The following is a 12,462-nucleotide window of genomic DNA, read 5'->3' as shown; positions in this document are numbered from 1 at the left end:
CACGTGGGAGGGGACGGGACGGAGCGCGCGCGGCCAGTCAGCGTGGCGGGCAAGGTCATGGCCATCCTGAACGCCTTCGCGCAGGGCGATGTCCGACTCAACCTGAGCGAGATCTGCCGCCGCGCCGGCCTGCCGCTCGCGACCGGCCACCGGCTCGTCGGAGAGCTGGTCGGCGGCGGGTTCCTGGAGCGGGTGCCGGACGGGACGTACCGCATCGGCACCCGGCTGTGGCGCATCGGCAGCCAGGCCCCGGCGGTCACCGGGCTGCGGGAGCTGGCCCTCCCGCACATGGAGGACCTGTACGAGGCCACCCACGACAACGTCCAGCTCGGCGTGCTCCGCGACGACCGGGTGCTGATCGTGGAGCGGCTGCGCGGGACGCGGTCGGTGCCGGTGGTGACCCAGGTCGGCGCGACGCTGCCGCTGCACACCACCGGCGTCGGGAAGGTGCTGCTGGCGTTCGCGCCGCCGCGGGTGCGGGAGGAGGTCCTGGCCGGCGAGCTGCCCCGGCACGCGGCGCGCTCCATCACCGACCCCGGCGAGCTGCGGCGCTGCGTCGAGCAGGTCGTCCGCTCCGGCTACGCGGTGACCCGCGACGAGATGACGCTCGGCGCGTCGTCCGTCGGCGCCCCCGTGCGCGACGGCGCGGGCGACGTGGTCGCGGCGATGTCGCTGGTGTCGAGCACCCGCGGCGCCGACCTGCGGCGGCTGCTGCCGCCGCTGACGACCGCGGTGCGCGCCCTGTCCCGGGACGTGGCGGCGCACTGGCGGGGAGGCCCCGAGATGTTTTCCGCTGAGCGGAACACCGGCGCCTGAACCTGCGGCGACGCGCGCGAACATCGGCGGCGGGGCCGAACGAGGAGGAACGATGCGCACCCAGGTCGCGATCATCGGCGGCGGGCCGGCGGGCCTGCTGCTGTCGCATCTGCTCCATCTCCAGGGGATCGACTCGGTGGTCCTGGAGAGCCGCGACCGCGACTACGTGGAGCACCGGCAGCGGGCGGGGATGCTGGAGCAGGGCACGACCGACGTCCTGCGCGAGAGCGGCGCGGGCGGGCGGCTGGACCGGGAGGGCCTGGTCCACCGGGGTCTCGAACTGCGGTTCGGCGGCGCCGGGCACCGGGTCCCGCTGACCGGCCTCACCGGCCGGACCGTGACCGTCTACGCGCAGACCGAGATCGTCAAGGACCTCGTCGCCCGGCGGCTGGCCGACGGCGGCGACGTGCGGTTCGAGGCGGAGGTCGTCGCGCTGGACGCCTCCGCGCCGAGCGTGACCTTCGTCGAGGGCGGCCGGACCCGCACCCTGGACTGCGACTACGTCGCCGGCTGCGACGGGTTCCACGGCGTCAGCCGCCCGGCGGTGCCGGGGCTGCGGACGTTCGAGCGCGAGTACCCGTTCGCCTGGCTCGGGATCCTCGCCGACGTCCCGCCCTCCACCGACGAGCTGATCTACGCCCACCACGACCGCGGGTTCGCGCTGCACAGCCTGCGCTCCCCGCGGGTGAGCCGCCTCTACCTCCAGGTGCCGCCGGACGAGGACCTCGCCGCGTGGCCCGACGCCCGGATCTGGGACGAGCTCGCGGCGCGGTTCGCGACCGACGACGGGTGGGAGCTGCGCGAGGGGCCGATCACCGACAGGTCGATCACGCCGATGCGCAGCTTCGTGGCCGAGCCGCTCCGGCACGACCGGCTGTTCCTCGCCGGGGACGCGGGGCACATCGTCCCGCCGACCGGGGCGAAGGGCCTCAACCTGGCGGTGTCCGACGTGACGGTCCTGGCGCGGGCGTTCGCCGAGCGGTACGCCTCCGGGTCGCACGCGCTGCTGGACGGCTACTCCGACGCGTGCCTGCGGCGGGTGTGGCGGGCCGAGCACTTCTCGTACTGGATGACCACGCTGCTGCACACCGACCCGTCCGCGACCGGCTTCGAGCGGCGGCTCCAGCGCTCACATCTGGACTACGTGGCCTCCTCGGAGGCGGCCCAGACGTCCCTGGCCGAGAACTACACCGGCCTTCCGCTCGTCTAGCCGGGGCCGGGGCTCCGCGGCGGCCGGGTGAGATGCACGTCACCGAAATTGGCAGACCCTGAAATTTTGCCACCTAGGCAAGTTCGGTCTACGGTGAGACCCGTGGCACCGCCGCGGCCCCCCGGCCTCCGGCGCGCGCCGCGCCCCACGCGGACGCGGAAGGTGAAAGGCTTCGGCATCTGCTCGACGTCGCCGCCCGGCCCGGCGGCGGCCGCGAGCCGCCCCCGCCCGGCCCTGACCGGCGCAGAACCCGATGCGAAGGACAGCGCAGTGAGCCTCCTCGACCGGCCGCCCCGCCAGGCCGCCGCATTATCACGACTGCGCAGGCCGGGCCGCGCCGGCGCGGCCGCGGGACGCCCCGGCGGCCGTCCGCGGCCCGTCCGCGAGCTCCTGCTGATCATCGTGCTGTTCGCCGCCTACAAGCTCGGGCGGCTGCTGGCGGACGGGAGGGTGAGCGAGGCGTTCGACAACGCCCACCGCGTCCTGCGCCTGGAGCGCCTCCTCGGGCTGCCGGGCGAGGCGGGCGTCCAGCACGGCCTGCTGCACAGCGAGCTCCTCGTGCACGCGGCCAACTCCTACTACGCCTACGTGCACTTCCCGGCGGCGGTGCTGTTCCTGCTCTGGATCTACCTGCGGCGGCCCGCCCACTACCGGTGGGTGCGCCGGGTGCTCGTGGCGCTGACCGCGGCCGCGCTCGTCCTGCACCTGCTCGTGCCGCTGGCGCCGCCCCGCATGCTGCCCGCGGCGGGGCTCGTCGACACCGCCGCCCGGTACGGGCCCTCCGTGTACGGGGCGCCGCAGACCGACACGATCGCCAACCAGTACGCGGCCATGCCGTCCCTGCACATCGGCTGGGCGGCGGTCATCGCGCTCGGGCTGGTCGTCACGTCCCGGACGCGGTGGCGGTGGATGTGGCTCCTGCACCCGATCGCGACGATCGCGGTCGTCGTCGGCACCGCCAACCACTACTGGCTGGACGGGATCGTGGTGCTGGCGCTGCTGTCGGTCACCGTCCTGCTGCTGCGCCCGCCGCCGGCGGACGGGCCCGCCGGCTAGCCGGCGGGCTCCGCGCCCAGCGTCTCCAGCAGCTCGGTCACCGGCTGCAGTTTCTCGTACAGCAGCAGGACGGGCTCGCCCGGCTCCGCCATGTCCAGCGCCGAGGTCAGCGCGCCCTTCAGGTCGCCGGCCGGATGGTGGCGCACGTCGGGCCGGGCGTCCCGGAGCCCCTGGACGATCAGCCGGGTCATCTCGCCCGAGCGGCGCCCCCGCAGGTCCTCGTCCTCGTAGACGACGACGCGGCCGAACGAGGCCGCCAGCGCCCGGGCGGTCTCGCTCACCAGCTCGTCGGAGCGGTCGCCCGGCAGCGTCACCGCCGCGACCCCGGCGCCGCCCCAGCGCCGCGCGACGAACGCGCCCATCGCCCCGACCGCCGCCGGGTTGTGGGCGTAGTCGACGAGGACGGGGTTGGCGCCGACCTGGTACACGCAGCCCCGTCCGGGGTTGCGCGTGTGCGGGTCGAACGAGCGCAGCGCCCGCGCCACCACCTCCACCGGCACCCCGAGGGCGCGGGCGGCGGCCGCCGCGGCGAGCGCGTTGGCGATCACGTGGCGGGCGTGCCCGCCGAACGAGCCCGCCACCTCGGCGGCCGGCAGGATCGGGGTCCGGCGGTCGCCGCGCGCCTCGGTCAGCCACCCGTCCCTGACGCTGTACCCGGCGCCGCCGCCGCCCAGGTGGCGGGCGAGGACGGGCGCGTCGGGGGACAGGGCGAAGTAGCGCAGCACCGGGTCGCGCTCGCGGACCCCCGGCCGCCCGGCGATGCCCGCCGACGCCTCGTCCTCGGCGTTGAGGACCACGTGGCCGCCTCGGCGGATCTCCTCGGCGACCAGGGACTTGATGTCGACCAGGTCGTCGACGGACTCGGTGTCGTCGACGCCGAGGTGGTCGCGCGTGATGTTGGTGACGACCGCGACGTCGGCGCGGTCGTAGCCGAGGCCGCGCCGCACGATGCCGCCCCGCGCGGTCTCCAGCACGGCCGCCTCCACCGACCGGTCGCCGAGCACCATCTCCGCCGAGCGCGGCCCGGACGCGTCGGACCGGTGGACCAGGCGCCCGCCGACGTACACGCCCTCGGTGCTGGTCATGCCGGTGCGGCGCCCGTCCAGCTCCAGCATGTGCGCGATCATCCGGACGGTCGTGGTCTTGCCGTTGGTGCCGGTGACCGACACGACCGGCACCCGCGACGGCGTCCCCTCCGGGTACATCAGCCCGATGATGTCGCCGGCGACGTCACGCCCCGCGCCCTGGTGCGGCGCCAGGTGCATCCGCAGGCCCGGCGCGGCGTTGACCTCCAGGATCCCGGCGGCGCCGCGCTCGGCGGGCGGCGGTGAGGCGGCGTCGGGCAGCCGCAGGTCGATGCCGCACACGTCCATGCCGACGGCCGCGGCGGCCCGCACGCACATCGCGGCGACCTCCGGGTGGACGTCCGCGGTCACGTCCCGGCTGGTGCCGCCGGTGGACAGGTTCGCGTTGCGGCGCAGCCACACCCGCTCCCCGTCGGCGGGCACCGACCCCGGGCCGTGCCCCTGCCGCTCCAGCAGCGCCAGCTCGGTGGGGCCGAGGACGAGCCGGGTCAGCGGCCGGTCGTGGCCCTCGCCGCGCGCCGGGTCGGCGTTGACCCGCTCCACCAGCGCCGCGACCGCGGCCGTTCCGTCGCCGGTCACGCACGCGGCGGTCAGCTCGGCCGCCGCCGCGACCCGGCCGCCGACCACCAGCACCCGATAGTCCTTGCCCGGGATGTAGCTCTCGACGAGGACCTCGCCGCCGTCGCCGGCCGCCGACGCGAACGCGGCCACCACCTCCGGCGGAGTGGTCAGCTCGATGTGCACGCCCTCGCCCTGGTGCCCGGCGAGCGGCTTGACGACCACGGGGCCGCCGATGGCGCGCAGCGCCTCCAGCGCCTCGCCCGGGGACGCCGCGACCCGCCCCTCCGGCACGGGCAGGCCGGCGTCGGCGAGCAGGCGGTGCGCGAGCCGCTTGTCGCCCGCGACCTCCATCCCGATCGCCGAGGTGGCGTCGGTCATCGCCGCCCACACCGTCCGGCGGTACCGCCCGTACCCGAGGCGCAGCAGGTTGAGCCCGCCGACCCGGCGGACCGGCACGCCCCGCTCGCGGGCCGCCCGCGCCAGCGCCGCCGTGCTCACCCCGAGCCGCTCCTGCTCGTGGACGGCGGCGACGCGGGCCAGGTCGGCCGAGGTGTCGGGGACGAGCCCGGCGAGCGCCCCGTTCACGATCCGCACCGCCAGGGTGATCAGCCGCTCCACCACCGGGCTCGCGGACGGCTCGTCGGGCGGGCACTCCAGGATCACGTCGTACTCGGCGGGCCCGCCCGCGCGCACCGTGCGGCCGAAGAACACCTCGCGGCCGATCAGCCCGGACAGCTCCAGCGTGACGTGCTCGGTGACGTGGCCGAAGTAGGTGCCGCGCGCCATCGCCTCCAGCAGACCGCCCGGGCGGCCCGCCGAGCAGTGGTGGTCGGCCAGTCCGGGCAGCGCGTCGACGAGCCGCTCGGCGAAGCCGGGGTGGTCGGTGGTCTCGTGGCCGGTCAGGCCCTGCAGGTCCAGCCGCGCGATCGCGACCGGCCGGGTCAGGTAGACGTTCGGGCCGCCGAGACGGCGCACATGGTCGAGTCGCACCGCTATCCCTCCTCCGGGCCGCGCATGTTGCCGATCGCCGGGAGCCGGTCGTTCATCTGGAACGCGCAGCCGGCCGGCAGCAGGTGCAGCGACACGTCGAGCATGGCCATCGGCTCGTCGTCGGACGCGGCGTAGGCGACCGTCGCCTGCCCGGCGTCCACCACCGTGACCACGCCCGTCCCGACGACCTCGAAGCGCCCGTCGCCGACCACGATCGCCGTGTCCTCGTCGATCCCGACGCCGAGCAGCCGGGTGTCGAGCGCTATCCCGCTCATCAGCCTCGGCAGCCGCCCCCGCTCGTTGAAGTGCATGTCGATCAGCACGTTGTCGAGCAGGGCGAGGCCGGGGCCGACCTTCACGGTGGAGGCGGCGACCTCGTGGCCGCGGCCGCCGAGGATCATCCAGTGGCCCATGGCGGTGGCGCCCGCGCTCGTCCCGGCGATCACCAGGCCGTCCTGGTCGAGCCGGCGCTTGAGCAGCTCGTTGGTCCTCGAACCGACCAGGGTGCGGATCCGCGACTGGTCGCCGCCGCTGAACAGCACCCCCGTCGCGGTCTCCAGCGCCCGCAGCGTCGCCGGGTCGTCGGCCGCCGCCCGGCCGAGCAGCCGCAGCTCGCGCACCGAGGAGACGCCGAGCCGTCCGAACACGGCGGTGTACTCGTCGGCGACCTCCTCGGGCACCTCCGTCGCCGTGGTGATGACGACGATCCGCGCGTCCTCGTCGCCCGCGAGCTCGACGAACGTCTCCAGCGGGCCGGAGCCGCAGGTGCGGTTCTCCGCGCCACCGATGATCAGCAGCCGGCCCTTGCGTCCGGCGCCCCCATGTTTGTGGTTCACATGTGCTAGCTACCCCCGATAACCGCCTGTAGTCGCGCGAACGCGACAAGTCATGGGATGGGCGTGTGCCGGGCTGTGCCATGCTGTGCTGATGAGCGGCCCCGTTCCCGCCGACGACGCCGTCCGGCCGCCGTCCGGCGCGGCCCGCTCGTCCCCGCTCCCGTCCCCGCGGCACGGCGGGCCCGCCGCCGCCCTGGCCGCCGCGTCCGCCCACTACCTGCGGGGCGAGCCGATCGACATGTCCGCGCTCGCCGCCGAGCTCGGCGTCGGGCGCGCCACCCTCTACCGGTGGGTCGGCAGCCGCGAGCAGCTCCTGGCCGCTCTGCTCGGGGAGATGACCGAGCGCACCTACCGCGTCGCGGCGCGAGGAGTCGGCGGCGCCGGCGCCGAGCGGATCCTCGCCCTCCTGGAACGGTTCATGCGCGCGGTGGTGGGCGCCGAGCCGCTGAAGGCGTTCACCGAGCGCGAGCCCCGGCTGTTCATCAGGCTGGCCACCATGCCCGGCACCATCGAGGACCGCGCCACCGAGCTGCTCGCCCGCGAGCTCCAGGCGGAGATCGACCGCGGCGCGCTGCGCACCCGGCTGCCCACCCGGACGCTCGCGCAGGCCATCGTCCGGGTCGCCGACTCCTTCATGTACGCCCATTACCTGGGCGGGAAGCGGCCGGAGATCGACCAGGCGCTGGAGGTCGTCGAGCTGCTGCTGCGCCCCTGCCCGGGCGGCGGGGAATCACCGGGCGCGGCCGGACGCTGAACCTTACCGGGGCGTGACCGTTTCGCGGCTTTGCTCCCCGTGAGAGGCTGAAGTCATTGGACGCATCGTCGAAAGAGGGGCCGTGAGCGACATCCCCCGCCGCGCGGTGACGCGAACCGCCAAGCTGGCGAGCCTCCCGCTCGGGTTCGCCGGTCGCACCGCGCTCGGTCTCGGCAAGAGGTCCATCGGCCGTCCCGCCGAGGCCGTCGCGCTGGAGGTCCAGCGCCGCACCGCCGAGCAGCTGTTCGCCGTGCTCGGCGAGCTGAAGGGCGGCGCCATGAAGGTCGGCCAGCTGCTGTCGATCTTCGAGGCCGGGCTGCCCGAGGAGGTCGCCGGCCCGTTCCGCGCCAGCCTGACCCGCCTGCAGGAGGCGGCCCCGCCCATGCCCGCCGCGACGACGCACCGCGTCCTCGCCGAGGGCCTCGGCGAGGACTGGCCCGCGATGTTCGCCGAGTTCGACGACCGCCCGGCCGCCGCCGCGTCCATCGGCCAGGTCCACAAGGCCGTCTGGCACGACGGCCGCACGGTCGCGGTCAAGGTCCAGTACCCCGGCGCCGCCCGGGCCCTCATGAGCGACTTCAACCAGATCTCCCGCCTCAGCCGCCTCGTGACGCCCCTGTTCCCCGGCGTGGAGGTCAAGCCGGTCATCGCCGACCTCAAGCGGCGCCTGGAGAAGGAGCTCGACTACGTCGACGAGGCCCGCGCCCAGACCGCCTTCCACGACGCCTACGACGGCGACCCCGACTTCGCCGTCCCCGCCGTCGTCGCCCAGTCGGGCAACGTGCTCGTCACCGAGTGGCTGGAGGGCACCCCGCTCGCCAGGGTCATCGCCGAGGGCGACCAGGAGGCCCGCGACCGCGCCGGGCTGCTGCTGTTCCGGTTCCTGCTGTCCGGCCCGGCCCGCTGCGAGATGATCCACATCGACCCGCACCCGGGCAACTTCCGGCTGCTGGACGACGGCCGCCTCGGCGTCGTGGACTTCGGCGGCGCCGCCCGCGTCCCCGCCGAGCTCCAGTGGTCGATCGGGCGGCTGCTGCGCATCGGCACCCTGGGCGACCCCGACGACATCGTGGACGCGCTGTTCGAGGAGGGCTTCCTGCTCGGGGACGCGGAGGTGGACCCCGACGAGGTCGCCGCGCTCGTCGCCCCGCACGCGGCCCCGTTCGCCGTGGAGCGCTTCCGCTACTCCCGCGAATGGCTGCGCGAGCAGACGGCACGCGGGCTCGGCCTCGCCTCCGACCTGCGTCCGGGCGCGCTCGCCCGCGCGTTCCGCCTGCCGCCGCAGTACCTCGCCGTCAGCCGCGCCCTCTCCGGCTGCGGCGGCGTCCTGTGCCAGCTGGAGGCCGAGGGCGAGTACCGCGCCGAAGCCGAGCGCTGGCTCCCCGGCTTCTCCACCGGCACCGACCCCGACCTCGACGACCAGGCCCAGGTCACCGCCTGAGCCTGCCCGGCGGTCAGGCCAGGGCCCGCGCCTCCTCCTGCTCCACCTGCTGGTTCCATTCGCGCTTTCCGGACTGCCAGCCGTCCTCGTCGCGGCCGCGCCGCCAGTAGCCGGAGATCGACAGCTGCTCCAGGGGAAGGCCGCGCTCGACGCGCAGGTGGCGGCGCAGCGCCTTGACGAAGTTGGCCTCGCCGTGCACGAAGGCGTGCACCTCCCCGTCGGGGAAGTCGAGCTTCTGGACGGCCTCGACCAGCAGGTCGCCGACCTGGCCGCCGCCCCGGTGCAGCCACACGATCTCCGCGTCGCCGGGAGTGCGCAGCTCCTGCTCCTCCCCGGGCCCTTCGACCTCGACGAACACGCGGGCGGGGGCGCCGTCCGGGAGGCGCTCCAGGGAGGCGGCGATCGCGGGCAGGGCGCTCTCGTCCCCGGCGAGCAGGTGCCAGCCGGCGCCGGCGCGCGGCGCGTAGCCGCCGCCCGGGCCGTTGAAGTAGATCTCCTCGCCCGGCCGGACGCCCGCCGCCCACGGGCCGGCCAGGCCCTTGTCGCCGTGGTGGACGAAGTCGATCGTCAGCTCGCCCGCCCCGGCGTCCCACGCGCGGACGGTGTAGGTACGGGTGCTCGGCCACTGCTCGCGCGGCAGTTCGGCGCGCACCCGCTCCATGTCGAACGGCTCGGGGTAGGAGACGCCCGGCCGCGGGAACAGCAGCTTCACGTAGTGGTCGGTGAACTCGCCCGCGCCGAAGTCCGAGAGCCCGTCACCGCCGAGGACCACACGGACCATGTGCGGTGTGACGTGCTCGGTGCGCAGCACCGTTCCCCGGTGGAGCCTGCGTCCCTTGCGTGCCGGTTCCGTCGCCATACGGTCCCCTCCGATGATCCAGATCACAGTGCTTAGGGAACCCTAACCTCAACCGGATCCGGAATGTTCCCCGGCGGGGCGCGGCGTTCAGCGAGCCGAGGCCGTGCGGGCCGTGCGGGTCCGCGCGACCTCGGCGGCGATCGCCTCGAAGGCGGCGTCGGTCTCCTCCTCGGCGAGGACGGTCGCCAGCGTCGACTTCACGATGACGACGCCGTGCCGGGGCGAGACCCAGATGAGCTGGCCGCCGAGGCCGTTGGCCGAGAAGTCGCCGTTCTCGCCCAGCCACCAGTGCAGGCCGTACCCCCGGTTGAACGCGGCGGACGGCCGCGTCGACTCCGTCACCCAGGAGGCGGGGACGACCTGGCGCCCGTTCGCCCTGCCGCCGTTCAGGTACAGCAGGCCGAACCGTGCGAAGTCGCGGTCGGTCGCGTAGTAGCAGCAGTACCCCATGCTGTTGCCGTTGGAGTCGTTGCCGAGGTACGCCTTGGAGGCCATCCCGGCCGGCTCCCAGATCTTCTTCTGGACGTAGGCGTGGTACGGGACCCCGGTCGCCTTGGCCACGACCCAGGAGAGGACGAACGAGTTCATGCTCGTGTACTCGAACCTCGTCCCCGGCTCCCACCCGCGCTTGCGCTGCCTGGCCAGTTCGGTCAGCGGATACCCGAGGCTCGCGGCGACGTGCGCGAACGGCACGTCGTAGGTCTCCGTCCACTGGACGCCCGAGGACATCCGCAGCAGGTCCCGCAGCGAGACGCCGTCGTATCCCGAGCCCTTCAGCTCCGGGACGTACCGGGTGACCGGGTCGTCGATCGAGTCGATGCGGCCCTCGCCGAGCGCGATGCCGATCGCCGCCGAGGTGAAGGACTTCGCCATCGACCACGACTGGAACAGGGTGTCGCGATCGGCGGCGACGTACCGCTCGAGAACGATGTCGCCGCGGTCCAGGACCACGAACCCCTGCGTCCCGGTCCGAGCGAGGTAGTCGTCGAGGGTGTGCTTCCGGCCTTCGTAGGTGTAGGTGACCGCGAGCGGCCGGTACGCCTCGCGCAGGGCGACGGGGTCGGACGAGGGCGGCAGGGGGTCGAAGCCGCGCGCGGCCTCGGTGACGCGGACGGACGGCGGGGACGGGGGCGAGGGCGCCGGGGGAGCGGCGTCCGCGGGGGGAGCGGCGAGGGCGGTGGTGACGGCGGCTGCGGCGAGTGCGAGCGTCCAGGGCCTGCGGCGCATCGGACCTCCGTGGGGGGCGGGATCGGCCGGGGTTCTCACCGATGGTGATCGACCGGCGGCGCCGCGTCCATGGCGCGGGGCGACGAAATCCGGTGGCGGACGTGGCGTCGCGGCACGAAAGTCGCCGCGGACCTCGTCAGACGGCCCTGCGGCCAGGACCGTCTGAGGTACCTTCGACGGGCCCGCGTCCCGCTCAGCCGCCCGCGCCGCCGGAGGACCGATGTCCGTGCTCGCCCAGCTGCTCGCCGCCGTCGCCGACGGCTCCGTGGAGATCGTCGACCTGACCGCCCCGCTGTCGGAGCGGACCCCGATCCTGCGGCTGCCGGAGCCGTTCGCCAACACCGTCCCGTTCCGGCTGAAAGAGATCAGCCGCTACGACGACCGCGGACCCGCCTGGTACTGGAACGACATCGAGACCGGCGAGCACGTCGGCACCCATTTCGACGCCCCGGTGCACTGGGCCACCGGTCGCGACGGCGAGGACGTCGCGCAGGTCCCGCCCGCCCGCCTGGTCGCCCCCGCCGTGGTGCTGGACGCCTCGGGGCGCGCGGCCGCCGATCCCGACTTCCTGCTGGAGATCGACCACGTCCGCGACTGGGAGCGGGCGCACGGCCCGCTCCCGGACGGCGGCTGGCTCCTCTACCGGACGGGCTGGGACGCCCGAGCGGGCGACCAGGAGGCCTTCCTCAACGCCGACGAGACCGGCCCGCACACTCCGGGGATCTCCGCCGAGTGCGCCCGGTGGCTGGCCGAGGAGACGCCGCTGCTCGGCCTCGGCGTGGAGACCGTCGGCACCGACGCGGGCGCCGCCCACGGCTTCGACCCGCCCTTCCCGTGCCACTCCTACTTCCTCGGCGCCGGCAAGTACGGCCTCACCCAGCTGCGGAACCTCGACCGGCTCCCGGCCCGCGGCGCCGTGCTGCTCGCCTCCCCGCTGCCGATCGTCGGCGGCTCGGGCAGCCCCGCCCGCGTGCTCGCGCTGATCGAGCGATGATCGTCGCCGAGGCCGTGGGGGAGGCCCTCGCGCGGTTCGGCGCGGGCACCGTGTTCGGAGTCGTCGGCAGCGGCAACTTCCACGTCACGAACGCCCTCGCGGCGAACGGCGCCCGGTTCGTGGCCGCGCGCCACGAGGGCGGCGCCGTGACGATGGCCGACGCGTACGCGCGGGTGAGCCGCGGCCTCGGCGTCGCGACCGTCCACCAGGGGCCCGGCCTCACCAACGCGGCCACGGGCATGGCGGAGGCCGCCAAGAGCCGCACGCCGCTGCTGGTGGTCGCGGGCGAGGTCGCCGCCGCCGCGGTCCGCTCCAACTTCCGCGTCGACCAGGCGGCGATCGCCGCGGCGGTGGGCGCCGTCCCCGAGCGGGTCCACTCCCCGCAGAGCGCCCTGGCCGACGTGGCGCGCGCGTGCCGGACGGCGGTCGCCGAGCGCCGCACGGTGCTGCTCGGGCTGCCGCTGGACGTCCAGGCCGCCGAACTGCCGGAGCCGTCCGCGCGGACGTCCGCGCGGAACCGGCCGGGGCGGGTGCCGGCGCTGCCGGTGCCGCCGCCCGACGCGATCGCCGGCCTCGCCGACGCGCTCCAGGCGGCGCGGCGGCCGGTGTTCGTCGCGGGACGCGGCGCGCGCC

The 12,462-nt window shown here is 75.1% G+C and carries 11 protein-coding genes; 7 read left to right on the top strand and 4 right to left on the bottom strand.

Features of this window, described 5'->3' with window-relative positions; translation table 11 throughout:
• Window positions 1-3: 3 nt before the first annotated feature.
• From ABD944_RS38765 to ABD944_RS38755, 3 genes are all read left to right on the top strand, one after another.
• On the top strand, window positions 4-816 hold the full coding sequence (locus ABD944_RS38765; RefSeq protein ID WP_345186217.1) for an IclR family transcriptional regulator: 813 nt from the start codon (window positions 4-6) through the stop codon (window positions 814-816).
• A gap of 52 nt (window positions 817-868) precedes the next feature.
• The gene (locus ABD944_RS38760) at window positions 869-2,026 is read left to right on the top strand and encodes a 4-hydroxybenzoate 3-monooxygenase (RefSeq protein ID WP_345186212.1); all 1,158 of its coding nucleotides are present in this window, start codon (window positions 869-871) and stop codon (window positions 2,024-2,026) included.
• A gap of 270 nt (window positions 2,027-2,296) precedes the next feature.
• Entirely contained in the window at window positions 2,297-3,082 is a 786-nt protein-coding gene (locus ABD944_RS38755; RefSeq protein ID WP_345186209.1) for a phosphatase PAP2 family protein, read from the top strand.
• Here the strand turns inward: ABD944_RS38755 and cphA are convergent.
• Complete coding sequence (gene cphA / locus ABD944_RS38750) at window positions 3,079-5,718, bottom strand: cyanophycin synthetase (RefSeq protein ID WP_345186207.1); 2,640 nt, start codon at window positions 5,716-5,718, stop codon at window positions 3,079-3,081. The genes ABD944_RS38755 and cphA overlap by 4 nt on opposite strands.
• 2 nt (window positions 5,719-5,720) lie before the next feature.
• A complete protein-coding gene (locus tag ABD944_RS38745) occupies window positions 5,721-6,554 on the bottom strand; it encodes a cyanophycinase (protein ID WP_345186203.1) in 834 nt (277 codons plus the stop codon).
• A 91-nt stretch (window positions 6,555-6,645) separates the two neighbouring features.
• On the opposite strand from ABD944_RS38745, the gene ABD944_RS38740 reads away from it, so the two are divergent.
• Window positions 6,646-7,308 (top strand): TetR/AcrR family transcriptional regulator, encoded by a 663-nt coding sequence (locus tag ABD944_RS38740; protein ID WP_345186201.1) that lies wholly within the window; start codon window positions 6,646-6,648, stop codon window positions 7,306-7,308.
• An 82-nt stretch (window positions 7,309-7,390) separates the two neighbouring features.
• The gene (locus ABD944_RS38735) at window positions 7,391-8,749 is read left to right on the top strand and encodes an ABC1 kinase family protein (protein WP_345186199.1); all 1,359 of its coding nucleotides are present in this window, start codon (window positions 7,391-7,393) and stop codon (window positions 8,747-8,749) included.
• A 13-nt stretch (window positions 8,750-8,762) separates the two neighbouring features.
• Here the strand turns inward: ABD944_RS38735 and ABD944_RS38730 are convergent, their stop codons facing one another.
• Together ABD944_RS38730 and ABD944_RS38725 are read right to left on the bottom strand one after the other, a co-directional pair.
• Window positions 8,763-9,608 (bottom strand): siderophore-interacting protein, encoded by an 846-nt coding sequence (locus ABD944_RS38730; RefSeq protein ID WP_345186197.1) that lies wholly within the window; start codon window positions 9,606-9,608, stop codon window positions 8,763-8,765.
• Between the two features lie 87 nt (window positions 9,609-9,695).
• A complete protein-coding gene (locus ABD944_RS38725; protein WP_345186194.1) occupies window positions 9,696-10,835 on the bottom strand; it encodes a serine hydrolase domain-containing protein in 1,140 nt (379 codons plus the stop codon).
• A 220-nt stretch (window positions 10,836-11,055) separates the two neighbouring features.
• Between ABD944_RS38725 and ABD944_RS38720 the strand changes: the two genes are divergently transcribed.
• Window positions 11,056-11,829, top strand: coding sequence for a cyclase family protein (locus tag ABD944_RS38720; protein WP_345186191.1), 774 nt, complete (start codon window positions 11,056-11,058; stop codon window positions 11,827-11,829).
• Window positions 11,826-12,462 (top strand): thiamine pyrophosphate-binding protein (locus ABD944_RS38715; RefSeq protein WP_345186187.1); only part of this gene is annotated, 637 nt, incomplete at its 3' end. The genes ABD944_RS38720 and ABD944_RS38715, both read left to right, overlap by 4 nt.

The sequence above is a fragment of the Actinomadura verrucosospora genome (assembly GCF_039540335.1).
In the GTDB taxonomy this organism is placed as follows: Bacteria; Actinomycetota; Actinomycetes; order Streptosporangiales; family Streptosporangiaceae; genus Spirillospora; species Spirillospora verrucosospora.
The sequence above is the reverse complement of the archived record's forward strand: the minus strand, read 5'-3'. Positions and strand labels throughout refer to the sequence as shown.

Bases quoted from the DNA above. Each gene is read 5' to 3' on its own strand.
- ABD944_RS38720 (WP_345186191.1), top strand. From the start codon at position 11,056: ATGTCCGTGCTCGCCCAGCTGCTCGCCGCCGTCGCCGACGGCTCCGTG.
- ABD944_RS38760 (WP_345186212.1), top strand. From the start codon at position 869: ATGCGCACCCAGGTCGCGATCATCGGCGGCGGGCCGGCGGGCCTGCTG.
- ABD944_RS38730 (WP_345186197.1), bottom strand. From the start codon at position 9,608: ATGGCGACGGAACCGGCACGCAAGGGACGCAGGCTCCACCGGGGAACG.
- ABD944_RS38740 (WP_345186201.1), top strand. From the start codon at position 6,646: ATGAGCGGCCCCGTTCCCGCCGACGACGCCGTCCGGCCGCCGTCCGGC.
- ABD944_RS38725 (WP_345186194.1), bottom strand. From the start codon at position 10,835: ATGCGCCGCAGGCCCTGGACGCTCGCACTCGCCGCAGCCGCCGTCACC.